The following is a 24,449-nucleotide window of genomic DNA, read 5'->3' on the forward strand; positions in this document are numbered from 1 at the left end:
TTTCCGCGCTTGAGGTCACCTGGCCCGATCACACTGGAGTTGCGATAACGGATACGGAGAGGGCTTCATCAAGGACTAAGATTCCCGATGCCGGACCCGATCTCGACCGAATTTTGCTGGAGCGCCAATCACTAGAACAGGTGAATCCCTTTCAAAAACTCTCGCCGAGATGCTCGACGGGAGTCCCTACTCGCTGTCAGACGACCGGGATGCCGCCTCCGAAATCGTGCGGCTCATCGACATCCAACGCGACCTGTCGCGCAGGCTCACACTAGTCATCACTGAACTACGTAAGGCGAAGCTGTTCATCGAACAGAAACGAAACATCCGTACGACCGAGGTATACGAAAGCAACGCGTTAGAAGGCGTAGGCACTGACCTGCCAGGAACCTACTCGATTCTGACATCGCCTCTAGCCGACGACGCAATTGCCGTCGTGAAGAAGGGAATGCTGCTGTCCAGCTTGACCTCGGAAAGGAAGGTCCTGGACGTTGTCGGTCTAAACGCCGCTCGCGATCTAGCGCAGCGAATCGCAGAGCGTGCTTCAAGCAGGCTCTTGTCACAGGCCGACATAAGAACGCTGCACTCAATGATCGAGACCGGCACTTACGCAGCAGGTGCGTACCGGACAGGTGACGTGGCGATTGAAGGCTCGCGCCACCGTCCACCCGATGCACTTGAAGTGCCCCGCTTGATGTCCGATTTGGTCGACTGGTGCGAATCGAAGCGCGACTGCATGCCAGCAGTGCTGCACGCCGCAGTAATACACGGATGGCTCACTCACATCCACCCCTTCAACGATGGCAACGGACGGACCGCACGCGTTGTCGTGAACATGCTCATGTCGCAGTTGGGTCTTCCGCCCGTAATCGTCCGTCACGGTGCAGACCGCGGAACCTACTTGGATGCCCTTGCTTTGAGCGACGACGGTGGTGACATCCTGCCATTCGCAGGCGTGTTTGTCCGCGCACAAAAGCGATTGATGCGTCAGATGGAAAAGCCAGCCTTTCTACGTCAGATCTTCAACGACGAGGTGAAACGGCGCGGCAATTCGATGTACGAGTTCTGGCTTCGCGTATTTTCAGACTTCATCGAGTCACTCGTCGCCGGGCTGAGTGTGTACGGGATCCGCGTTGAACAGGTCGGCCAAGTGGATCGCACGTCCTACGAGCTTCTCAGAGAGGGGGATTCAACCGGCAACATGTGGCTACTGCGCCTTACGAATCAAGAAGGCTGCGAGCTACTGATTTGGCTCGGATACTCGTCATGGCGTACAGCCCGTGCCATACCGGGGCCCAAGCGTGAACCGGCGATGTACTTCTCCGTACGAAGCCAACGCGACCGCACCGAGCCGTACCGCCGAACCTCCGAGTCCGAACTCGGAGGACTCGGCGAAGTTGTCATCGTGCCGGACATTTCATCTCGCGTATATGCCGCCGTACCTGCCTTGAAGAAGGGCGGGATCAGCGATTCGGCTGACTACATAGCGGAGAAGATCGGTCAAGCATTCTCCCGTGGAGAGATACCGAAGTAGCGGTCAATCCCCATTGCCGATTACCGGTACGGACCGATGCCGCCCGCGCTGCCCTCGGCGGTTGGAGTTCTTAGAGCCGACTCCAACTGCAGCCCCCTTACACTGAGCACTGTCTCAAATCTTTAGATTCGGACACTGGATTGAATCAGCTGCCTAAAGACAGGGAAACCAAGTTCGCGCTGTCTCAGAATATGCCTCAAAACGTTCGTCTCATATCTTGCGCTTCTGAGACTTATGCGACATTCTAACTTCATGACCCCAACCGTTACGGGAACCCAGCTCGGCTATGCACGAGTCAGCACCGGCCATCAATCGCTGGATCAACAACTCGATGCACTCGCGGCGGCCGGAGTGGACCCGCAGCGCGTCTACACCGACACGTTGTCAGGCACATCGACCCGCGAGCAACGACCGGGGTTAGCCGGACTGCTCGATTACGCCCGCCCCGGCGACACAATCGTGACGGTCGGTATCGACAGATTGGGGAGGAATGCAGCCGAGGTCATGACGACCATCCGCGAGCTAGGCGAGCGCAACATCGTCTTGAGATCACTACGCGAGGGAATCGACACCTCGAACGCGACCGGTCGCATGGTGGCAGGAGTGCTGGCGAGCCTCGCGGAACTAGAACTCGAACTTGGCCGTGAACGCCGTACGGCCGCGAGAGAGGCCCGCAAAGCTCGCGGGCAACACATCGGCCGACCGAAGGCTCTTGATGCCTCTAAGGCGGCGCTGGCCGTGCGTATGCATGCCTCTGGCGAATCAGCGACCACTATTGCGTCAACGTTAGGAGTTTCTCGTGCAACGGTTTACCGCGTGCTCGCCGAGAGTAGTTAGAGTGCAACGTGTATTGCCCCGCCAGGCCGAACCTTCTGAACAGTTACATGCAGGGAATACAGAGCCTACGTGAAGGCGCAACGCAGTTGGGTGCTTACAGTGATCGCGACACCAAAGCTACAGATTTATCTCTGAGGGCTCTGTTGCCTGGGGGGTACCCCTTGAACGGCGATGGCCCGACACCTCCTGCAAATCAACGCTTCTCTCTCCGAGACAGTTCCGTTGACGCTCTCAATTTCAAATGGTGCCGATGGTTCTGCCGGGTTGCCATCTTGCAGTCTTGCCTGGCTAGGTGTCGGCGGCAAGGCTCACGGTCCAGCCGCCGTTGCCGCTTTTATTCCGCGTGACGCCGATTCGTTCACCCGCACGGCGGATCTTGTCAGGGCTGTAGCCCTCCAGCTCGCCAAGTTCCACCAGGTCCTTGGACGCTAGTGGGCCTTCTGCCAGAACGCCCTTCAGCCACTGGTCGATAGCTGCACTCTGTGGCTCCGGCTTAGCTGCCTGTACCTGCGCGGCCAGTATGTCCTGGATAGTTGCGTTGCTCTCGCCTACGGCCTCCAGACGTGCAACTGTTCCGTCGCTGTCAACTGACTTTTGGAAGTGCTGGACCGGCACCCGTGTAAAACGGTAAGCCAAACCCTTGCCGCCAAGGTTGCTCTTTTCAGGACCTACCAGCAGTTCCTTGCTGTTGGGATCCTCAAGGGCATACATGGTCCCGCGAGCCACTTGTCGCAGCGCGCCCGATAGACCGTAGGTATTTCGGATGTCCTGTGACTCTGCACGATTGGTGTGAGCGACGAGAAGAACAGCCGCGCCTGTCTCTGCGGCGTAAGCCTTCCACGGGGAGACAGCCACGTGTCAATGGACATTTGAAAGTGCCCGTGGGCGGACAGGAGAACTGCCCGTAGGTGGCCATTAAGAATTGCCCGGTGGCGGACACGAATCTGCCCATGAGGGTGTGTTCGCCACCGGCTGGGTCGGTCAGGTCAAGGGGTGGACTCCTTTCCCGTGCAGGGCTTGGGCCAGGCGCACGGAATCGCCGCTGGTTTGGCATAGGTGCGCGTGGTGCAGCAGCCTGTCCACGGTCGCGGTGGCCAGCGTCTTGGGCATGAGCTCATCGAATCCGCTGGGGTGCAGGTTCGACGAGATCGCCACCGAGCGGCGTTCGTAGGCCGCCTCCACGATGCGGTAGAGCCCTTCAGCGGCATCCGCGCCGACCGGCAACAGTCCTACGTCATCGATGACGACCAGCTCAGCACGCACGATCTTGGCCACGGCCTTGCCCAGGGTGTCATCGGCGCGGTGCGCTCGCACCAGCACTCCGATCTGCTCGAGGGTGAACCACGCCACTGGCATGCCGGCTTCGATGACCTTTTGCCCGAGGGCTTCGAGGAAGAAGGTCTTGCCGGTGCCGGCGGGCCCGCAGACCACCAGGTTCTCCCGACGCCCGACCCATTCCAGGGTCTGCAGCGCCTGCTGGGTGGGCAACGGGATCGATGACGCCGTCGGGTCCCAGGCGTCGAAGGTCTTGCCGGTCGGGAAGCCGGCAGCTTTGCGGCGGGAGGCCAGCATGGAGCGGGCCCGGCCGGCGGCTTCCTCGGTCAGCAGGGCTTTGATGACTTCGGTGGGGTCCCAGCGTTGGGCGCGGGCGGTGGCCAGCACGTCGGCGGCGACGGCTCGGGCGTGCGGCAACCGCAACGCACGCATCAACGACTCCACCTCGGCCGGCAACGGTGCGGTAGTGATCGTGGTGGTGGTCATGCGATGCCCGCCTCGCCGGCATCGATGATGGTGCGGCCGAACAGGTTCCACCCACTGGTGCCTTGCGCCAGCGAGGTGTGTTCACCGGCGCCACGCCGAGTTAGGTCCAGGCCTTTGGCGGCGAGGATGGAGTCGAGATCACCGGTAGCGAAGCGGCCGTGCACGGCGGCATGCCCGAGCGCCCAGTCCACATCAGCGCGACCGGCCAACGCCGAGAGCTCGACGGCGTGGGCCATCTTCTGCAGGATGCGTTCGGTGCCGACGGCGGCGGCTTCTTTGAGCCACACCGCCGCACCCGGCCCGAGTGCGAGGAAGGTCTGCTCACTGACGGTGCGGGCCCGCACCCGGTAATCACCGGGAACCTTGTCGCGGTGGTCGGGGAAATGGTCATCGTCGATGGCGGGACTGCCGGGGGTGGCGCGGTGGTGTCGGGCCACTTCCACGGGGCCGCCGTCATCGAGAGCGCAGATCACCACCTCATCGGTCCCGTCGTGATAGCGGATCCAGACGGTCTGTCCCAATAGTGTTGCCGGCAGCGAGTATTGGCAGTGGTTGAAGGTGACCATCGGGGTGTTGTCGGGAACCCGGCGGGTCACCCCCAGCGCGGCGGTATGCGGCAGATCGGGGATGGCGTGCAGGGCCGGGCGTTCTGCAGTGAGCATCTCGGCCGGACGGCGACCCGTGGCGCGGTGGGTCCGGGCGTTGATCTCAGTGGTGAACCCGGCGCACGCCGCCTCGACGTCGGCGAACGAGTCGTACTGGGGCAGTAGGTTGGTATCGGTGGGCACGATGTCGGCCTTGGCGAGCTTGACCGCGTTTTCCACCCCACCTTTGGAGGCCGGGTCGGCCGGCTCACAGGTCAGCACCGAGATGCCGTAATAGCGGCCGAAGGTCACCGCGGCCCGGTTGCGGACCGGGACTCCGGCGATGTGTCCGGTCGTGACGGTCTTCTCGTTGTCGGTCAGCAGATAGGTCGGGGCACCCCCGATAATGCGAAAGATGCGGTCCAGGCCGGCGAACACGCTGGGTGCGGTGCGGTCGCGCAAGGCGATCACCACCCGGTAGCGGCTCCACGCCAGCCACGCCACCAGCAGCACGATCTTGCGGCCGGCCACCAGCGGGCCGTCGGCGAAGTCGTACTGCAGCCACAGTCCCGGCTCGGTGATCCACGGCCGGTGCACGCGCGTATTGCCCAGTCGCCATTGGGCTTTGATCTCGGCCAGCGCTCGGCGGGTGGTGCGGTCGGTACCGGTGTATCCCAGCGCCACCAGCTTGTCGTGGGCCTTGTCGCCGCGGATCTTGCCCTTCGAATCAGACACCCAGCCCTCCAGCAGATCGCGCCAGTCGTCGATCATCCGGGCCCGCCGGGTCGCCGGCGGCAGACCAGCGTCGCGGTCCTCGACGGCCTTCTTGACGGTGTGGTGCGAGCACCCACACAGCTCGGCGGCAGCACGGTAGGACCCGGTCAGGTCGTAGGCATTGAGTATTTCCATGAGTTCTCCGTCAGACTTCAAAGTAGGTCTCTCCTGGGGTTGTCGGTTCGACTTGGCATCGACATCGAAACCGCAGGAGAGGCCGCCCCGTCGCTTGGCGCGCCGGAGCGGGATGACGCGGTCTGGGCAGATTCATGGCCGCCAACGGGCACTTTCATGTCCGCCAGTGGGCAGTTCTTATTGGCCGCGCATGGGCATTTTCATGTCCGCCTGCGGGCATTTTTTCATGTCCGCCGACAGCCACGCGAGCCTTCTGCGGATCCTTGACTTGGAGCCCCCCAGATACGGTATCGATCCAAGCGTCGACAACGACGAGGCTGGGCGTAATGTCAGTACCGCGTAATGCCCTCATGTGCTCGGGGAATGTGGGCACGCCAGTGCCGTCTTCATCGGCACATAAGACGTGAACGCGGGCCAGGTCAGCCTGCGCCACCTCCAGTCGGGGGCGGACGGTGTCCTCCCAACCGTCCTCAGTGGCGACAAGGATGGTGTCTGCCGCATCACCCGCGATGGTGAAAGGGCCCCATGGCGTGCCCGTCGTAATGGAAGCGATGGCACGAGTAGTCCAGAGGGACTTCCCGATTCCCTCGCCCCCGACGAGAAAGTTAACCTTGCCCGCAGCCAAATAACCCGGCGCTAGCCGCCAGGTCACTGGCCTTGAGACTGCCATCTCACACGCTTTGCGTAGGTGTGGTTCGGCCACTTCGACTCCTCTGGGCGCTATGGCCCTCCGTTATTGTTTGCTAAGTCCAGCGCAAGGCGGCAAGACGGCAAGACGGCAAGACGGCAGTTCTACGGACACGGTTTCTGGCCGGCCCTCTGTCACCTTGATTCGCCAGAATGGCCACGTTTGCGGTGAATGACTGTCTCGGCTGACAGTCGGCGTGTTTTCAAGCGCATCCCACCGGGGTTGCCAGTGCCAGAAGGGAATCCCGGTCAATTCGGATCAGTCGCGGCCCGACCCTTACCGCCTTAATTCGCCCCTGTGAGATGTACCGGCGGATAGTTTTCTCGCTCACGCCCAACCAGTCCGCCCCCTGCTTAATCGACGGCTTGGGCGGAAGTGCGGTGGTGGTTGTGCTCATGGTTCCCTACTCTAAATCGCTGTCTCACACGATTGCTCGGACGTCAGCACCATATGGTCATCCTGTAATCACAGGTCAGGGGACTTTTCCTACCCGCGCAGAAAATGGTAGGCAGCCCAGAATGGGAACGGCCGGACTCAGCGTTACCGATTCGACTGCGCTGCGGCCAACTCCGACATTGCGTCTGCGATCTTTGCGTCGCGCTCTTGGGCTGCGATCTGGTAGCGCATTGCCATCCCTGGCGTGGTGTGCCCCAGCCGACTCATCAGCTCTTTGGTCGTCGCACCGGCCTGCGCGGCCAGCGTCGCTCCGACGTGGCGCAGGTCCTGGATACGCATGTCCCCCTTGCCTACCGCCGCAAACCCGCTTTTTACCGATTTCCTGAACGCTGTCGCAGACAACCGTTGGCCGCGCGTGGTGGTAAATACAAACGACTCGGGCCCCCTGCCGGTGTGGTTCTGCATATGCTCGCGGAGTTGCTTGGCGACGTGAGGCGGCACGGTCACGTCGCGGATACCGGCGTCAGTTTTGGGGGGACCCACCTGCAACTTGTTCTCCACGAGGGTTGCGGCTCGCCGGATCCTGAGCACCATGCGGTCGTCGGCATCGTGCACGTCCTTCCGGCGCAACTCGATCAGTTCCCCGAAGCGCAGGCCGCACCATGCAGCGACTGGCACAGCTGCCCGGTATACCTCCGGCACTGAGTGGGCGACTTTGTCCACCTCTGCAGGAGTCAACAGCCTCACGTCGCGGGCCTTCGGCGGCTTACCAGCGGTCTTGATCTGGCAGGGGTTCTCGGTCGCAGCCTTGTCCTCCAGAGCGGTGTTGTAAATCGCCTTGAGAAGCTGGTATGCCTGCGTATTGCTTGTCGGCGTCTCCAGCCTCTTGCCGAGATCGACCCACCAGGCCCGCACTCGCGCCGGGGTGATTGCCCTCAGGATCTCGTCACCCAGCCCGGGCAGGATCCGGCTATCAAGTAGTCGGTTGTAAAGGGCCCGCGTCTTGGGTCTGAGGTCCCGGTGCTCCATCCATCTCGCGGCGTAATCGTTGAGAGTGACTCCGGTAAGCGCCCGCAGCTCGGCTCGCGACTTCGGCGGTGACCACTCTCCCAGCTCTATCAGCTTCCGTTCATTCGCGAGCCAGCCTTCGGCGTCGGTGCGGTTGTCGTAGGTGTGCAGCGCGTAGTAGCGCTTGCCGTCGCCGTCGTAGATGTAAGACGCTTGAACACGTCCGTTCCGCATGGTGCGCAGGGTGCCGAAACTCCGCCGTCTGGCGGTCTTCTGTGGGGCCACGTTTGCAACCTTAGCGCAACGCTAATGTGTCCTTTTGTGTCTCTGAACAGGCATTTCTGTCCCAGCTAAGGTTGCGGCATCGACGTCTAGAAATAACTTTTGAACTGCTCATTCATGGGATTTTTACCGTCAGGTTGTGATCCTGGGGGTCGCGGGTTCAAGTCCCGTCAGCCACCCCGAAACGGAGAACGCCGTCTACTCAGGTAGACGGCGTTCTCTGTATTGCTGGTCGGGGTCAGACGCTGGCGTTACCGGCCTTCCACGTCTCCCACGGGATGTTCCAGTCGCCGAGGCCGTCGGTGCCCGGCAGTGTGGAACCCACCGTGTTCACCACCTCGACGATGTCACCGCGCTTGGAGTTGTCGTAGAAGAACTTGCCGTTGGACGTGCTGACGTTGATGCAGCCGTGACTGACATTGCTGTAGCCCTGGCTACCGACCGACCACGGCGCCGCGTGGACGTAGATACCGCTGTAGGAGATCTGGGTAGCCCAATCCACCTCGGTGCGATACCCGTTGGGCGAGTTGACCGGAACACCGTAGGTCGACGAGTCCATCACCATGTGTGACCGACGATCACCGACGAGGTACACACCCTGGTTGGTCGGTGTGCTGTTCTTACCCATCGATACCGGCATGGTTTTGATCACCTCACCGTTGCGGCGCATGGTCAAGGTCTTGGTGTTGTCGTCGATCGTGGTGATCACCTGATCGCCGACGGTGAAGCTGGTGGACACGTTGTCCTGGCCGAACAGGCCGTCGCCGAGATCGACCCCGTAGGTGTTGACCTGCACGTCGATCTTGGTGCCCGGCTTCCAGTATTCGGCCGGACGCCAACGCACTTCGCGGTTGTTGAGCCAGTAGAACGCACCCTCGACAGCCGGCTCGGTCTTGACGGTTATGGCGCGCTGCGCGGCGATCCGGTTCGGGATGTTCTCGTCGAACCGGATGGCCACCGGCTGCCCCACGCCCACGACCTCGCCCTGCATCGGCGACACGTAAGGCATGGTCAGGTTCTCCGGGGAGTGCGTCTCGAACTTCATCTCCCGGGTGGTCACCCCGCCCAGGCCGAGCGACTCAGCGGTCAGTGTGTAACTGCGGTTGTAGCCGAGCGGCTCCGCGGTCTCCCACGTCAACCCGTCCTTGGACAACGTGCCCTCGACGGTTCTGCCGTTCTCGTTGACCATCGACACCGCGCCCAGGACACCGAACTCGGCGCTGACGGTGACAGGTGAGTCCACGCTGACGCCGACGGCTCCGTCCTCGACCGAGGCCTTCAGCCGCGGTACCAGCAGATCGCCATACGGTGTGCCCTTGTCACTGATCATCTCCGGCTGGGCGGTCTCTGCGCCCGATCCACAGGCCGAAAGGCCCAGGACCAGAGCCGGAATCACGGCCACGGTCGCCAACCACGCGCGCCGTCGATGCCGGCCCGCTGTCTTGACCTGCCACATAAATACCCTCACCTCGCATACGAAGAACCCGCCCTGGGACTGTGGCGTTGATTCTACGGGGCAAACCCGACCGGGCGCGCGACCGCGACGTCGCTCGCCGAGTACCCGACGACGCGATTTCATCTCGCAGCGCTTGGCCTGTTATCGTCTCTCACGCGCGCCGTTAGCTCAGTTGGTAGAGCAGCTGACTCTTAATCAGCGGGTCCGGGGTTCGAAACCCTGACGGCGCACCACCCAAAACCCTGCTCAGGCGGGGTTTTTGTGGTTTGCGAGGGCGTCCGAACGCGCTCAGATGCGCGGCGACCCCGGACCTGGCTGCTGTCCGAGCAGCGGGTTCACGGCTGGGCCGCCCGGCCCGGTGTGCTCACGTTGATGCTGCTGGATCGCCTGCATCAGCGGGTTCTCCCGCATCAGGGCCCGACGATCCTCTTCGGAGAGCTCGTAGAACGTCCACATGCCCCACTCCGAGGGGCGGACATACAGCGTGACCTTCTGCCGTTTGCGGGCATTCTGCGGCAGCATCGCCGGGATCGGCACGACGCGGTCCAGCGAGACGGCGCTGACGAGATCCTGGGCAAGCTGGTCGATGTCGGTCGAGTCCTGCAGCTCGTACACCGATGCCTGGTGGCTCGCCTGCGTCGACCCTTGCAGGGCCAGAAACCACGCCATGGCGCGTCTCCTTTGCTCGTCGGGAATCAGCCGTCAGCGTAAAGGACGCACCACGGCGTTGTGCCAGCGACCATACGCGTGGCGTTATTGACCCTCGCGTCGAAACTGCGTGTTATTGTCGGCGCGGCAGTTTTTCTGTGCTGAAAGCCAGAGTAGGTCACCGGAAGCAACTCACAGCGCAACCGCAAGTTTGGTAACGGCCGCCGACGGCTACACAACTTCATACCTGAGTTGCGCTGGGCATTAGCCGAAACTGGTGCTAAGGTCACAGTTAGCTGAGACGCTCCCAGGCAGTGGTCGACGGAGCCGGATACGCAGAACGAGGGAATTAGCTGATGGCAGGGCGTGGCGAAATGGCCGCATCGGCGGTGACCGGTGGCGACGCGATAGATGACGCCGCAGGGCAACGTCCGATCGCCGTGCACAGCTGCAGTCGACTGGGTCGGGTGGCAAACCCACCCGGATTCTCCTTCTCGTCCTGGTTACGGCCCGGACGACGCCGCTGACCCACCGCTGGCGCGCCCCGGGTTAGCCGACTCAGGGCCGGCGCGTTCGGCGGACGGTCACCACCAGCACCAACACGCCCACCCCGGCCAGTGAGAGTGCCACCGGAGGCTGCTTGACGAAGCGCAGCAGACCCGCCTTCACATCGGCGACCACCCGCTGCGGGTTGGCCCGGGCGGCGAGGCTGTCCACCGTCACCGCCAGTTGCTCGCGCGCCTGATCGATCTCGGCCTTGATGGTGTCGGTATCACGATCCGCCACGATTGCCTCCACGCCCGTTCAACAGTGTTGCCGACTTACCCTAGATCAGCCGGCGCGCACCGCGGCGCCCGGCCGACAGATCGGAGAACACCCAGCCATGCCGCAGACCCCTCGACTCGAAGTGGGCGACAAGGCGCCCGCGTTCAGCCTTCCCGACGCCGACGGAAACCTCGTCAAGCTCTCGGACTACAAGGGACGAAAGGTCGTCGTGTACTTCTACCCGGCCGCCTCCACCCCCGGCTGCACCAAGCAGGCCTGCGATTTCCGCGACAATCTCGCCGAACTCAACGACGCGGGCCTCGATGTCCTGGGCATCTCCCCTGACAAACCCGAGAAGCTGGCCAAATTCCGCGACAAGGAGCAGTTGAGCTTTCCGCTGCTGTCCGACCCTGACCGCACCGTGCTCGAGGCGTGGGGCGCATTCGGGGAGAAAACCATGTACGGCAAGACCGTGCAGGGCGTCATCCGTTCGACGTTCGTTGTCGACGAGAAAGGCAACATCGCTGTGGCGCAGTACAACGTCCGCGCCACCGGACACGTCGCCAAGCTGCGGCGCGATCTGTCGGTCTGACAGGCTACAGGCTGAACAGCTGGTTCTGCCTGGGAACCGTTGCTTGCCAACCAAATTCCCGATCCAGCCGACGACGTAAGGTGTCGGCTGCCTGGGGTTCGCCGTGCACCACGAACACCTGCCGGGGTGCACTGACGAATCCACCGGCCCAGCGCATCAGCTCGTCGGCGTCAGCGTGCGCCGACAACATCGCCAGATTGGCGACCTGCGCGTTGATCGGAATCCACTCGCCATGGATCTTGACGTACCGTTCACCCGCGGCGATGGAGCGCCCGCGTGTCCCAGGCGCCTGATAGCCGGTCACCATGATCGTATTGCGCGGATCGGGCGCAAAGGCTTTCAGATGGTGCAGGATCCGTCCGCCGGTGGCCATACCGCTGGCCGAGATCACCACCTTGGGCTCCCGGCTGGCCGAGATCTGTTTGGACTCGTCGGGCTCGCGCGTGTAGGTGGCCAAAGCGCACATGTCTTGGTACACCTGCGGCGGCAGGCGGTGATCGTGAGGGTGGGCGCCCAGCAGATTGCTCGCATTGATCGCCATCGGGCTGTCCAGGTAGATCGGAATCTTGGGCAGTCTGCCCGCAGAGTGCAGCCGCCACAGGTAGTACAGCAGCGCCTGCGCTCGGCCCACCGCGAAGGCCGGGATCACCAGGGTGCCGCCTCGGCTCACCGTGGCGTTGACGGTCTCGGCGAGTGCCTCGACTGGGTCGACATGCTCGTGCAGGCGGTCGCCATAGGTCGACTCCACCACCAGGTAGTCGGCCGACGGCACCGGCTCCGGGTCGAGCATCACCGGGTCGTCATAGCGGCCCAGGTCTCCGGTGAACACCACGCGGCGGCCATGCCACTGCAGGTCGACGGTGGCCGCGCCGAGTATGTGACCCGCCCGGCGAAACGTCACCGTCGCGCCCCCGGGCAAGTCGGCTGCGCGGCCGAAGGGATGCGTGACGAACAGCTCCAGGGCACGCCGCGCGTCGTCGCTGTCGTACAGCGGCAGGGCGGGGTGGTGCTTGGTGGCGCGGTGCCGGTTGAGGAAGTCGGCGTCGCGCTCCTGGATGGCCGCACTGTCACGCAGGATGATGTCGGTGACCGCGGCAGTGGCTCGGGTGCACAGAATCGGCCCGCTGAACCCGTCGCGCACCAAGCGGGGCAGATAGCCAGTGTGATCGAGATGGGCGTGGGTGACCACGACCGCGTCGATGTCGGCCGGATCGACAGCAAGCGGAGCCCAGTTGAGCTCTCGCAGATTCTTCACACCCTGGAACAGACCGCAGTCCACCAGGATTCGTCGCCCGTCACCTTCCAGCAGATGCTTGGAACCGGTCACCGTATTGGCGGCTCCCAGCGCGCAGAACGTCAGCTCGGCTTCTCGCGATGGGCGCTCGGCGCGGGACATACGCCGAGTCTTGCAGAAGCCCCACCAACCGGATGTTCATTGAACCGAAAACGAGCACAAGCCAACCGGATCAGCACTACTGCGAGGCCACGGGACCTTCTCGTCGACCGAGCTCGGCCAACAGTAACGCCTCGGCTGTCGCCGCCTTCTCGAGAACGCCGAGGTGCAGACTTTCGTTGACGCTGTGCGCCTGGGTGTCGGGATCCTCGACTCCGGTGACGAGGATCTTGGCGTCGGGGAACGCGCGAGCGAACTCCGCGATGAACGGAATGGAGCCGCCGACGCCGGTGTCGACTGCGTCGCGGCCCCACGCCTGGCGGAACGACGCGCGCGCCGCTTCGTAGACCGGGCCGCTGGCGTCGATCGCATAGGGTTCGCCGAGGTCCCCGGGTGTGACGGTGACCTGCGCACCCCACGGCGCATGCTCGGTGAGATGACGGGTCAGCGCGGCCAGATGCTGCGCGGCATCACCACCCGGGGCGATCCGCATGCTGACCTTGGCGCGCGCGCGGGCAATCAGGGTGTTCGACGACTGCGCAATCGAGGTGGTGTCGATGCCGATGACCGTGATGGCCGGCTTTGCCCACAATCGTTGCGTCACTGTGCCCGAGCCGATCTCACTGACCCCATCAAGCAGGCCGGCGTCGGCGCGCACCCGCTCGGGCGGGTAGTCGACATCGGCTGCGGTGGCCTCGTGCAGCCCCGCGACCGCGACGTTGCCCTCGTCGTCGTGCAGGCTGGCGAGCAGTCGCACCAACACCGTCAGCGCGTCGGGCACCACCCCGCCCCACATGCCGGAGTGCAGTCCGTGGTCGAGCGTCGCGACCTCGACGACGCAGTCGGCGAGTCCGCGCAGCGACACGGTCAGCGACGGGGTCTCGGTGCTCCAGTTGTCGGAGTCGGCGATGACGATGACGTCGGCGGCCAGTTCGTCGCGGTGCGCAGCCAGAAGCCGCGACAGCGAGGGGGATCCGGACTCCTCCTCGCCTTCGACGAAGACGGTGACGCCGACCGGTGGTTCACCGTCGTGCGCCCGAAATGCGGCCAAATGCGTTGCGATGCCCGCCTTGTCGTCCGCCGTCCCACGGCCGTAGAGACGGCCGTTGCGTTCGGTGGGCTCGAACGGTGGCGAGTGCCACTGACCGGAGTCGCCTTCCGGTTGGACATCGTGGTGGGCATAGAGCAGCACGGTGGGCGCACCGTCGGGCGCGGGGTGGCGGGCGATGACCGCCGGGGCCCCGCCTTCGGCGACAATGCACACATCGCCGAAACCGGCCTCGGACAACAGGTCTGCCACGGCCTGCGCGCTGCGCGCGACCTCGCCGCGGCGGGCCGGGTCGGCCCAGACCGACTCGATGCGCACCAGGTCTTCGAGATCGGCGCGCACCGACGGCAGCACGTCGCAGACCTTGGCGATCAGATCAGTCATACCGCCCAGATTAGTACGTCACCACTTCTCCGCGAGCAGACGCGTGAGCCCCTGAATACGGCGACTTTGGTGGCTTTTGCGTCTGCTCGCGCAGGAAAAGCCCAGCCGCGAGGAACTCAGCGCTCCTCGAGTACGGCGACGGCTGCGGCGGTGTCGGCCTCATGGGTCAGCGACAGGTGGATCGTGACCTCTTTGAGGTGCTCGGCGATCGCCCCCGACAGCCGCACCCGCGGGCGGCCCCACATGTCGGTGATCACCTCGATGTCGCGGTGGATGCCCTCGGGCAGCACCGGTCGCTTGGAGAACCGTGAACCCGACCATGCCTTGATCACCGCCTCCTTGGCCGCCCACCGAGCCGCCAGATGGCGTGCCGCCGAGGAACTCTTGTCGGCGGCGTCGCGGCGTTCACCGGGGGTGAACGTCTCGGCGAATACGGTGCCGGGTCGATCTACCTGTTCGGCGAAATCGGGGATGGAGACCAGATCGATTCCTATCCCGACGATGGCCACGGGCTGCACGCTATCTCACAGGTCACCGCTGATACACGCCATCGTCACCGAGTCGCGAACCCGGATCCAAGAGCATTGCCGCCTCCTGAACCTTCTCGGGCCGGTCGGAGTCGAAGCGCCGGTCCGCCGGCCGCTCATACAGCGACGGTCCACCCGCGATGGCCGAGGCCAACCGACGCTGGCCGGCCAGCGTGCGCTCCTGTGCCTGCGCCTGGTAGGCCTCGCGCTGCTCGGGCGTCAACGTCGCCAAGAACGCCTGCGGGTGCACCAGCGCAATCAGTCCGGACACGTGACCGAACCCGAGGCTGGTCAGCAGACCCGCCTTGAGCGGGTACTTCTCCCCCAGCCGCAGGGTCTCCCGCGGCCACACGAAGTGTGTGGACGTCGCCAGCTCGTCATCGACACAATCCAGGCTGCGGTTGGGCGGGATGACGCCGTCACGCAGAACCTGACAGAGCCCCATCATCTGGAAGACCGCCGCGCCACCCTTGGCGTGCCCGGTAAGGCTCTTCTGGCTGATGATGAACAGCGGTGCGCCCTCCGAGCGTCCCAGCGAGTCGGCGAGCCGCTCGTGCAGCTCGGTCTCGTTGGGGTCGTTGGCCAGCGTCGAGGTGTCGTGCTTGGAGATCACCGCGATGTCATCGGCACCCACGCCGAGTTTGGCCAGCGAGCGCGCCAGCACCGAGTCCCGCCCGCCGCGGCCCGCCCCCAGTGCACCCAGCCCGGGGGCCGGGATCGAGGTGTGTACCCCGTCGGCGAACGACTGCGCGTAACCGACCACAGCGAGCACCGGCAGACCCATCTTCAGCGCCAGGTCCCCGCGAGCCAGCAGCACCGTGCCGCCGCCCTCGGCTTCGAGGAATCCGAGCCGGCGCCGATCGTTGGCGCGCGAGAACTTCGAATCGCTGATGCCCTTGGCCCGCATCATCTCGGTGTCAGCGGTGGCCGCCATGTCACCGAAGCCGATGACAGCCTCCAGCGTGAGGTCGTCGTAGCCGCCGGCCACCACCAACTCGGCCTTGCCGAGGCGGATCTTGTCCACCCCCTCCTCGACCGAGACAGCTGCGGTGGCGCACGCCCCCACCGGATGGACCATGGCGCCGTAGCCGCCGACATAGGACTGCATGACATGTGCGGCAACGACGTTCGGCAGTACTTCCTGCAGGATGTCGTTGGGCTTGCTGCGTCCCAGCAGGTTGCCGTGATACATGGTCTGCATCGAGGTCATGCCGCCCATGCCGGTGCCCTGGGTCGAGGCCACCAGGCTCGGATGCACCCAGCGCATCAACTCTGAGGGAGTGAAGCCCGACGACAGGAACGCATCGACGGTGGCAACGATGTTCCACAGCGCAACCCGGTCGATCGAGTTGGCCATGTCCGGGGTGATGCCCCAGACCGTCGGGTCGAACCCGGTCGGAATCTGCGCCCCCACCGTGCGCGACAGCTTGGTCTTACGCGGCACGCGAATCTCGGTGCCCGCCTTGCGGATCACCTCCCAGTCACCGGAGTCCGGGACCGGCCGGGCCACCGTGTGCTCGGGATCGAACTGCACGAACGCCCGCGCGTCGGCCTCACTGGAGACCACGAATCGGAAGTCCTTGTCCAAGAACACACTGACCAGCAGCGGCGAGGCATGATCCGGATCGATCGCGCCGTCGTCGACGAACTCGCGGATCCCGCAGCGCTCGACCACCGCGTCGTGGTAGCGCTCGACGAGCTCGGACTCCTCGACCAGGTCGCCGGATTCGGTGTCATACCAACCGGGTTGGGGATCGTCCTCCCACTTGATCAGGCCGGTCGTCCAGGCCAGTTCGAGCACGCCCGCGGCCGACAACTCATTGTCGACCTCCATCTCGAATCGTGTCCGCGACGAACCGTAGGGGCCCAGCTCGGCGCCACCGACGATGACCACCAGATCGGCGGGATCGACGTCGATGTCGGCCCACTCCGGCGCCGGCGCGGGTTGCGGCGGGCGCGGCGGCGAGGGCAGCGCGGCGATGGTTGTCGCCACCGGTTCGTCGACGATGTCCTCGTCTGGATCGGCGACGGCCGCCTCACGGGCCCGGGTGGCCAGCGCCGACAGGTCGAGCTCCACCTCGGCCAACCCGCCGGTGAGGTCGGCCTCTACCGGCTCGCCCGCAGCGGCGACCTTGGTCTCCACGTCGCACAAGTCGAGCAGCATCTTGGCCATCTGCTCGGTGGAATAGGTGGTGACCCCGGCTTCCTCGACTGCGTCGACGATGACGTCGTTGTGACCCATCAGACCGGTCCCCCGGGTCCAGCCGATCAACGCGTGCGCCAGGCTGACGCGCTGCGCCCAAGAGGTCTCTGCCTTCCAGCGCGAAACCACGGCATCCAACGCGGCTTTGGACTCGCCGTAGGCGCCGTCGCCGCCGAACATTCCACGATTGGGCGAGCCGGGCAGCACCACGTGCAGACGCGCCGCGATGTCACGGTCGGCGCCGATGTGCGAGAGCCCGCCGATGAGCCGCTGCACGGCCCACAGCAGAACCTTCATCTCCATCTCGGAGCGCGCACCGGCTTCGGACAGGTCCCCGCCGACCCGCGGTGCGGCGAACGGGAACAGCAGCGTCGGCGACAGTGCGTCCTTGATGTGGATGGACTTCGGCCCCAGACTCTCGGCCTGCTCGGTACCGACCCACTCCACGAGCGCATCGATGTCGTTGTAGGACGCCATGTTGGCCGGGAGCACCCACAGCTGGGCGCCGTAGCGGGCGTGGTCGCGATACAGACCGCGGTAGAACGCCAGGCGCGCGTCGTCGAGCCGCGAGGTGGTGGCGATGACCGTGGCACCACCGTCGAGCAGCTGTGCCACCACCGACGCCGCGATCGAACCCTTCGATGCACCGGTGACCACTGCGACCTCGTCGCTGTAGCGGCCCTTGCCAGGGTTCTCGGCTCCGGCTGCGGCACGCGCATACAGCGATGCGTGCACGGTACGGCCGGCGGCCAACGCCTTACCCTGCCAGAAGGTGGCCTGGGTGCTGACCACGTGGCCGGTGCCCTCGAACCGTTCGGCCAGCCGGGCCCAGTCGGCGTCGACGTCGTCTTCGTCCATCAGCCAGAGCCGGACCAGATCCTCCCGGGCGCTTGCCCACCGATCGTCGAACAGCACCGCCTTACGGCCATCGAAGACAGGGGCGACCAGGCGCGGCCAGTCCGAACCCAGTTCCGCGGTGACCAGATCGATCAGCTCGGCATCGGGGCCTTGTTCGGGAGTGCCGGTGGCGGTGTCCAGCCCCAGCTGATCGAGGATCGTGCGGGCCGCTGCGGCCAGCACCCCGTCGGGTCCGGTGACCTGCGCGGCGAACTCGCCCAGCGCGGCGGAGTCGACGGCTCCGCCACCGCCTCCGCCGGCCGAGGGCAGCGACACCGACACACCGCGACGGGCCGCGACGGCGGCCACCGCCGCGTCGATCACCTTATCGACACTGGTCGCGTCACCGAGCGCCCCGTCGTGCAGGCCGCCGAGGGCCCCGCCACGCACGCTGGATCCCTCGCGGGTGCCCAGCGCCACCTCGACGGTGGCGTGCTTGGCCCAGCCGTCTCCGAGCTCCCAGGTCTTCTTGACCCGCTCGGCGATATAGGCCGGGCGCTTGCCCGACGGCCCGAGGACCGTCCGCAGCTGGTCGTTGATCGCGTCCGACAACACCGGGCCGAACGGCTTGTAGGTGCGGGCCAACTTGGTGACCTGGCCCTTGAGCCCGGCCAGGTCGGCTTCGGCGGCGCCGTCGATGGCACCGAGGTTGAGTTCCGAACCGAGGTCGACCAGCATCTGGTTACGCCGCGAGGACGCGCCGTCGGTGATGGACTCGATGGAGTCCAAAGGCTCGATCTGGTCGATGCGGATCTTGGCCGACAGCGCGATCAGGGCCATCGTCGCGTCCGCGGCGTCGAACCCGATGTCCTCTGGCCGCGGAGCGCCGGCAGGCGTGACATTGGGCGAGGGTCCGGCGGGTGCCGTTGGCGCCGCCGGCACCTCGGCCGGAACCGTTTCTGCCGGAGCGGTTTCCGCGACCGTTGCGCTGTCCTCTTCGAGTTCGGGCTCCGGATCGGTGTCGGTGGCGAACAGCACCGCGGCGTCGCGCTCGGCGTTGAGCACCTCAGTGGTGTTGTGCGAGTACTCGGGCAGCTTCAGCGTGTTCTGCGCCAGGCCTGCCACGGTCGGAGCAGACTTCACGCCGATCTCGACGAACCGTTCGACCCCGAGACCGCCCGCGGCCTCCTCGATGAACAGCAGATCCTGGGTCTCGATCCAGCGCACCGGGCTGGCGAACTGCCAGGCCAGCAGCTCGATGATGACCTTGCGGCACAGCTCCGAGGGCCGCTCGGTGCGCCATTGGTCGTAGTGCTCCAGCACCTCGTCGAGTTCGGTCGCCGGCACCAGATCGCGGATCTCCTGGATGAAGTCGCGGTCGAGGGTGAATGGCCGGGGCACCAGGTTCGGGATGTAGCGCCCGATCACCATCTCAGGGGCGGTTCCATGCGGCATCACTCGGTCCAGCGCCCGACGGAAGTCGTCGACGCCGACCCGCAACACACTGGAGTGGAACGGGACGTCGATGCCGGGCACCAGGATGAACGACCGCTTTCCGCCGGTCAGCTCGCGACGGCGCTCGACCTCGGCCTCGAGCTCTTCGAGTCCGCGCACGGTGCCGGCGATCGCGTACTGCGCGCCACGCAGGTTGTAGTTGACGATTTCCAGGAACTCACCGGTGCGCTCGGAGATCTCGGCGATGAAGTCGTTGACGTCGTCGTCGTCGAGATCGATCTGCGACGGCCGGATGGCCGCCATGCGGTAGTTGGACCGCCCCATCGCGTCGCGTGGCACGATGTCGTGCATCTTGCTGCCGCGGTGGAACACGGCCTCGAGCAGGCCCTCGAGTTTGTACACACCGGACACGCAGGCCAGGGCGGTGTACTCGCCGACCGAGTGACCGCAGGCGATGGCTCCTTCGACGAACGCACCGTTCTCCCGCATCTCGGCGACCTGTGCCGCAGCGGTGGTGGCCATGGCAACCTGGGTGAATTGCGTGAGGTACAGAACGCCCTCGGGGTGGTGGTAGTGCACCCCGGAGGCGATCAACGACGTGGGGTTGTCACGCACCACGTGCAGCACGGAGAAGCCGAGCGTCTCGCGGGTGAACTTGTCGGCCTTATCCCAGATCTGACGTGCGGCCTTGGACCTGGCGCGCACCTCCATGCCCATGCCCTTGGATTGAATGCCCTGCCCGGGGAACGCATAGACCGTCTTCGGTGCGGCCAGCTGTGCGGTGGCCGACATCACCAGCTCGGAGCCGACCCGTGCGGCGACCTCGACAATCTCGGCACCGCGGTCGATCCCGACCCGGTCGACCCGGAACTCGATCTCGTCGCCGGGCAGCACCATCCCGAGGAATCGCGAGGTCCAGCCGACCAACCGGGCCGGCGGGGTGGCGCGGCCGTCGGTCGCGGTGACCGCGTGCTGTGCCGCGGCCGAGAGCCACATCCCGTGCACGATCGGGGTTTTCAGGCCCGCCAGCAGCGCAGCGGCACGATCGGTGTGGATGGGGTTGTGGTCACCGGAGACCACCGCGAACGCGCTCATGTCCACCGGCGCGTTGACGACGACGTCACGGCGCCGACGGCGCGGAGTGTCGGTCGCGTTGTCGGTGATCGCCCCGCCGGCCCGCGGCGGGTCGGTGAGCTCGCCGGCACCGGTGCGACCGCGGATGGCGAACCGCTCAGCCAGTATTGCCAGCACGCTGCCCGCGGAATCGGCGATGGTGACCTCTACCGGGACCACACGTCCCACCTCGGTGTCGGTGGCTGCCAGGGCCGTTGCGGTGACGGTCAGTTCAGCTGCATCGGTGGGCATCGCACCCAACAGGTGGGCGGCGTGGTCGAGATGCACCAGGCTCAGCAGGCCTTCCACCACAGGGAAGCCGTCGTCGGTCGCGGCCGATCCGATCGCCGCGAACACCGCGGGCCAGCACAGACCGACCAGAGCATCGGGCACCAGCGTCAGACCCGGCGCCAACGGCGCCCCGAAGGTCGCGGTCACCCCGGTGTGGTCGGCGACCCGCTCGGGATCCCAACTGACGGTTGCCGTCGAGGTGTTGCCCACCGCGGCGGGCAACGCGTCGGGGCCATCAACTCCCGCGGCGATGGCCAGGACCGCCCGCATGGCCTGCGAAGCATCTTCGACCGTGACGATCGGCATGCCACCGTCGACGGTGCAGGCGGGCAGCGTGAACCGGATGTCGATCCAGATGTCGGACAGCGGCACACTCAGAGTCACGGTCTGATCGCCGGCCAGCTCCAGGCGTGCGCCGGTGTTCGGATGCGTCGCACTGGGCTTGCCGGGCACATCGTTGACCTGCCACTCGTTCGGAGCGCCGATCCGGTGCACCGGGTTGATCGCGGTGCGGCCGGCCCACAGCACGTCGGGCGAGTCGAGCACGACGGCCAGCGGACCACTGATGTCCGCGCGCGCCTGACGACGCGACACCACGGCCACCGGTTCGGCGCCGGAAGCCAGCACCCGGTCGACCATCTTCTGCTCGAAACGGTCGAGCAGGTCGCCCACCGGCTCGTCGACTCGGGTGATACCGGCGACTGCCTGGGTTCCGGGGATGATGCACACCTGATCAGCGGTGTAGCGGGCATCGTGGGCCTGCCAGAGCGAGTCACTGCGCCACCACCGGCGGACGTCCTTGTCAATGACCGGAACGAAGTTCACCGGCTTACCCGGCTTCTTGCACAGGGTGACGAAGAACGGCACGTCGGCCGGATGCAGGCGCACCGTCTCGGCATCGGGATAGCGGGCCAGCAGCGCGGCGATCGCCGTGTCCGGGTTGTCCAGCAGCGCGGCGTGGTCGCTGCGTTCCGCCGGACCCGCGCTGAACAGCGACTCGATCGGGCCGTAGTCCTTGGCGTGCAGACGCGCTTCGGCGCGCTTGAGCATCTCTTCGAAGCGGTCGCGCCAGGTGTCGGCCAACCAGGGGCTGCCGGGCGCCGCGGTGTCGGCGGTGCTGTCGCCGTCGCCGATGGCCAGCTCGACGTAGCGCTGCAGCCACTGCAGGTAGGTCATCTCCGCGACATCGCCAAAGTAGGGCTTTGCAGTCGAGGCCATCGCGGCGATGATCTCGTCGCGCCGCTCGGCCACGGCGTCGGCGTCGCCGGCCACCTCGTCGAGCAGACGACCACACCTCGACGCCGCATTGTCAATCTCGTGGATGTCGGCGCCGAGCTGGCTGCGGCCGCTGGCCATTCCGCTGACAGCCTTGCCGGCCCCGACCCAGTCGTCGGTGCCGGTGGTCTCCACCAGCATCTTTTTGACCGCCGGGGAGGTAGTGGCCTCCTTGGTGGCCATCGCCGCGGTGCCGACCAGGATGCCGTCGACCGGCATGGCCGGGAAGCCGTAGGCCTTGGCCCAGTCACCGGACAGGTAATCGGCGGCCTGTTCGGGAGTGCCGATTCCGCCGCCGACGCAGATGGTGACGTTGGCGTGTTTGCGGAGATCACCGTAGGTGCTGAGCAACAGATCGTCGAGATCTTCCCAGGAGTGATGGCCACCGGCGCGGCCCCCTTCGACGTGGACGATGACGTCGCGGTCGGGGACCTCCAGCGCGATCTTGATGACCGACTTGATCTGGTCGACCGTGCCCGGCTTGAACACCACGTTGCTGATGCCGACCGAGTTCAACTCTTCGATCAGGTCGACGGCCTCTTCGAGATCCGGAATCCCGGCGGTGACGACCACACCGTCGATCGGGGCGCCGGACTGGCGGGCCTTTTGCACCAGGCGCTTGCCGCCGACCTGCAGCTTCCACAGGTAGGGGTCGAGGAACAGCGAGTTGAACTGAATCGCCCGCCCCGGTTCGAGGAGTGCGGTGAGCTCGGCGACCCGAGCGTCGAAGATCTCTTCGGTGACCTGTCCGCCACCGGCCAGTTCAGCCCAGTGCCCGGCGTTGGCGGCGGCAGCGACGATCTTGGCGTCCACTGTCGTCGGCGTCATGCCCGCGAGCAGGATGGGCGAGCGTCCGGTCAGCCGGGTGAATTTGGTCGCGACCTTGACCCGGCCATCCGGCAGCGCCACCGGGGTGGGTGCGTAGCTGGACCAGGCCGGGGCGACCGAGGGCGCCGCGCCGACGGTGAACAGGCTGCGCTGCCCGGCTCGCGTCGCTGCCGGGACGATGCCGATGCCCAGACCACGGATCACCGGTGCGGTCAGACGCGTCACGGTGTCACTGGGGCCGAGGTCGATGATCCACTTGGCGCCCGCCGCGGCGAGCTCCTCGACCTCCGAGACCCAGTCGACCGGCTTGACGAAGATGTACTCGGCCAACCGACGAGTCAGTGCGGCATCCAGACCGGTCCGGGCGGCCCATTCGTCGACGAGATCCACGCCGCCGGCCAGACGCGGGGTATGGAAGCCGACCTCGACCTGGACTTGGTTGAACACCGGGCGGAAGACCGCGCCGCCGCGGGTCTTGTTCTTGCGCTCGGCCTCTTCGCGCTCGGTGATCTTCTCGCAGTACAGCTCAAAGCGGGCCAGCTGCTCGGGGGTGCCGGTGATGACGACTGAACGCCGCCCGTTGCGGATAGACAGCGCAGGGGGCAGCACGGTGCGGACATCCTGGGCGAACTCGTCGAGCAGCGCCGCGACACGGTCCGGGTCGACATTGGTGACCGAGACCATGGGTGACTTGTCCCCGCGACCCACCATGCCGCGACGGCGCGACACCAGCGAGCCGGCCGCACCGATGAGCTGGCCGATGGCCAGCAGCTCGACGTCGCGGGTTCCTCCGGCTTTGAGCGATTCGACGGCAGTGACGCCCTGAGAGTGCCCGGCGATGGCCACCGGCGGGTACCCGTCGAGGTCGAGACCCTGGCGCTTGAGTGCGCGAATGGCGGCCATCTGGGTCAGCAGAATGCCCGGACCCGAGATGGCGGCGGTGGTGAGGTCCTTCTGGGAGGGCAGGGGCTCTTCGGCGGCCAGCGCGCGAATCCACTGCATCGGCTCGAACCCGATCGGCCGAACCACCACGAGTTCGCGCGCCAGCGGCTCCAGCAGCAGCTCCGCTTCGGCGACCAACTGGCTGATCTCGGACTCGATGCCGGCCGAGTTGACCAGTTCCTCGAGGTTCTCCAGCCATGCACCGCCCTGTCCACCGAAGGCCACCGCGTATTGCTCGCCGGAATGCAGCTGGTCGACCAGTGCGTGCGAACCTGCCAGCGGTTCGAAGGTCTGGCCCTGCTCGGTCCCGGAGCCGTTGGTCGCACGCTGCTGGTCGTTGATCGTCACGTCGTGGGTTCTCCTCGGTCCTTCGTTCACGGCGCGATCACACTGCGCACCGCTTTCGTCGGGCAGTCATGGGGCGCGCCCATGGTCGGGCGCGGGCATGGCGATTCGGCGTCGAATCCGGCTGGTCTCGTGCGCGGCGGACCGCGGTGACTTTTCAGCCGTTGTAAGAGTGTCATAAGAGACGGCCCCAGTTTTACGCGCAAAATGGTTACTGGCGAGTTCTACGCTCCGGTAACCGAGAGTTGCGTAACGCGGCCGATGAGACCGCTCGGCAGTCCCGTCCTCAAACCTGCTGCATGCAGGTGGTTACGGTCGAGTAGGGAAGAATCGCAGTTCAAGGCAGTT

16 protein-coding genes and 1 tRNA gene are annotated in these 24,449 nt (G+C 65.5%); 4 read left to right on the forward strand and 13 right to left on the reverse strand.

What is annotated here, in order from left to right; genetic code table 11:
• Positions 1 to 169 precede the first annotated feature (169 nt).
• Both KXD98_RS17170 and KXD98_RS17175 read left to right on the forward strand, forming a co-directional pair.
• On the forward strand, positions 170 to 1,534 hold the full coding sequence (locus KXD98_RS17170) for a Fic family protein (protein ID WP_260759565.1): 1,365 nt from the start codon (positions 170 to 172) through the stop codon (positions 1,532 to 1,534).
• Between the two features lie 252 nt (positions 1,535 to 1,786).
• Entirely contained in the window at positions 1,787 to 2,371 is a 585-nt protein-coding gene (locus KXD98_RS17175; RefSeq protein ID WP_260759566.1) for a recombinase family protein, read from the forward strand.
• A gap of 288 nt (positions 2,372 to 2,659) precedes the next feature.
• On the opposite strand, the gene KXD98_RS17180 is transcribed toward KXD98_RS17175, so the two are convergent.
• The 7 genes from KXD98_RS17180 to KXD98_RS17205 all read right to left on the reverse strand — a co-directional run bounded on the left by KXD98_RS17180 (position 2,660) and on the right by KXD98_RS17205 (position 9,455).
• Positions 2,660 to 3,226: a helicase RepA family protein gene (locus KXD98_RS17180; protein WP_260759567.1), complete on the reverse strand. Its 567-nt coding sequence runs from the start codon at positions 3,224 to 3,226 to the stop codon at positions 2,660 to 2,662.
• Positions 3,227 to 3,352: 126 nt separating this feature from the next.
• Positions 3,353 to 4,132 carry an IS21-like element helper ATPase IstB gene (istB, locus tag KXD98_RS17185; protein ID WP_260759568.1) on the reverse strand — a complete coding sequence of 260 codons (780 nt, stop codon included), beginning with the start codon at positions 4,130 to 4,132 and terminating at the stop codon, positions 3,353 to 3,355.
• On the reverse strand, positions 4,129 to 5,646 hold the full coding sequence (istA, locus tag KXD98_RS17190) for an IS21 family transposase (RefSeq protein WP_260759569.1): 1,518 nt from the start codon (positions 5,644 to 5,646) through the stop codon (positions 4,129 to 4,131). Before istA ends, istB begins: the two co-directional genes overlap by 4 nt.
• A 133-nt stretch (positions 5,647 to 5,779) precedes the next feature.
• A complete protein-coding gene (locus KXD98_RS28575; protein ID WP_396883224.1) occupies positions 5,780 to 6,295 on the reverse strand; it encodes an AAA family ATPase in 516 nt (171 codons plus the stop codon).
• 220 nt (positions 6,296 to 6,515) lie between these two features.
• Positions 6,516 to 6,710 carry a helix-turn-helix domain-containing protein gene (locus KXD98_RS17195; protein ID WP_260759570.1) on the reverse strand — a complete coding sequence of 65 codons (195 nt, stop codon included), beginning with the start codon at positions 6,708 to 6,710 and terminating at the stop codon, positions 6,516 to 6,518.
• A 143-nt stretch (positions 6,711 to 6,853) separates the two neighbouring features.
• Complete coding sequence (locus KXD98_RS17200) at positions 6,854 to 8,002, reverse strand: site-specific integrase (protein WP_260759571.1); 1,149 nt, start codon at positions 8,000 to 8,002, stop codon at positions 6,854 to 6,856.
• Between the two features lie 235 nt (positions 8,003 to 8,237).
• Entirely contained in the window at positions 8,238 to 9,455 is a 1,218-nt protein-coding gene (locus KXD98_RS17205) for an Ig-like domain-containing protein (protein ID WP_260759572.1), read from the reverse strand.
• 157 nt (positions 9,456 to 9,612) lie between these two features.
• On the opposite strand from KXD98_RS17205, the gene KXD98_RS17210 reads away from it, so the two are divergent.
• Positions 9,613 to 9,688 (forward strand) — tRNA-Lys (locus tag KXD98_RS17210).
• A gap of 55 nt (positions 9,689 to 9,743) precedes the next feature.
• Here KXD98_RS17210 and KXD98_RS17215 read toward each other — a convergent pair.
• Both KXD98_RS17215 and KXD98_RS17220 read right to left on the reverse strand, forming a co-directional pair.
• Positions 9,744 to 10,124, reverse strand: a complete 381-nt coding sequence (locus KXD98_RS17215; protein ID WP_260759573.1) for a hypothetical protein — start codon at positions 10,122 to 10,124, stop codon at positions 9,744 to 9,746.
• 537 nt (positions 10,125 to 10,661) lie between these two features.
• Positions 10,662 to 10,889 carry a DUF3618 domain-containing protein gene (locus KXD98_RS17220; protein WP_260759574.1) on the reverse strand — a complete coding sequence of 76 codons (228 nt, stop codon included), beginning with the start codon at positions 10,887 to 10,889 and terminating at the stop codon, positions 10,662 to 10,664.
• 97 nt (positions 10,890 to 10,986) lie between these two features.
• Here KXD98_RS17220 and bcp point away from each other — a divergent pair, with 97 nt between their 5' ends.
• Entirely contained in the window at positions 10,987 to 11,460 is a 474-nt protein-coding gene (gene bcp / locus KXD98_RS17225; protein WP_260759575.1) for a thioredoxin-dependent thiol peroxidase, read from the forward strand.
• Between the two features lie 4 nt (positions 11,461 to 11,464).
• On the opposite strand, the gene KXD98_RS17230 is transcribed toward bcp, so the two are convergent.
• The 4 genes from KXD98_RS17230 to KXD98_RS17245 all read right to left on the reverse strand — a co-directional run bounded on the left by KXD98_RS17230 (position 11,465) and on the right by KXD98_RS17245 (position 24,035).
• On the reverse strand, positions 11,465 to 12,856 hold the full coding sequence (locus tag KXD98_RS17230; RefSeq protein WP_260759576.1) for an MBL fold metallo-hydrolase RNA specificity domain-containing protein: 1,392 nt from the start codon (positions 12,854 to 12,856) through the stop codon (positions 11,465 to 11,467).
• Positions 12,857 to 12,932: 76 nt separating this feature from the next.
• Entirely contained in the window at positions 12,933 to 14,285 is a 1,353-nt protein-coding gene (locus KXD98_RS17235; protein ID WP_260759577.1) for a dipeptidase, read from the reverse strand.
• A gap of 116 nt (positions 14,286 to 14,401) precedes the next feature.
• Positions 14,402 to 14,794 (reverse strand): holo-ACP synthase, encoded by a 393-nt coding sequence (locus KXD98_RS17240; RefSeq protein ID WP_179964258.1) that lies wholly within the window; start codon positions 14,792 to 14,794, stop codon positions 14,402 to 14,404.
• Between the two features lie 22 nt (positions 14,795 to 14,816).
• Positions 14,817 to 24,035 (reverse strand): type I polyketide synthase, encoded by a 9,219-nt coding sequence (locus KXD98_RS17245; protein ID WP_260765262.1) that lies wholly within the window; start codon positions 24,033 to 24,035, stop codon positions 14,817 to 14,819.
• Positions 24,036 to 24,449: the final 414 nt, after the last annotated feature.

It is taken from the genome of Mycobacterium sp. SMC-4 (assembly GCF_025263265.1).
In the GTDB taxonomy this organism is placed as follows: domain Bacteria; phylum Actinomycetota; class Actinomycetes; order Mycobacteriales; family Mycobacteriaceae; genus Mycobacterium.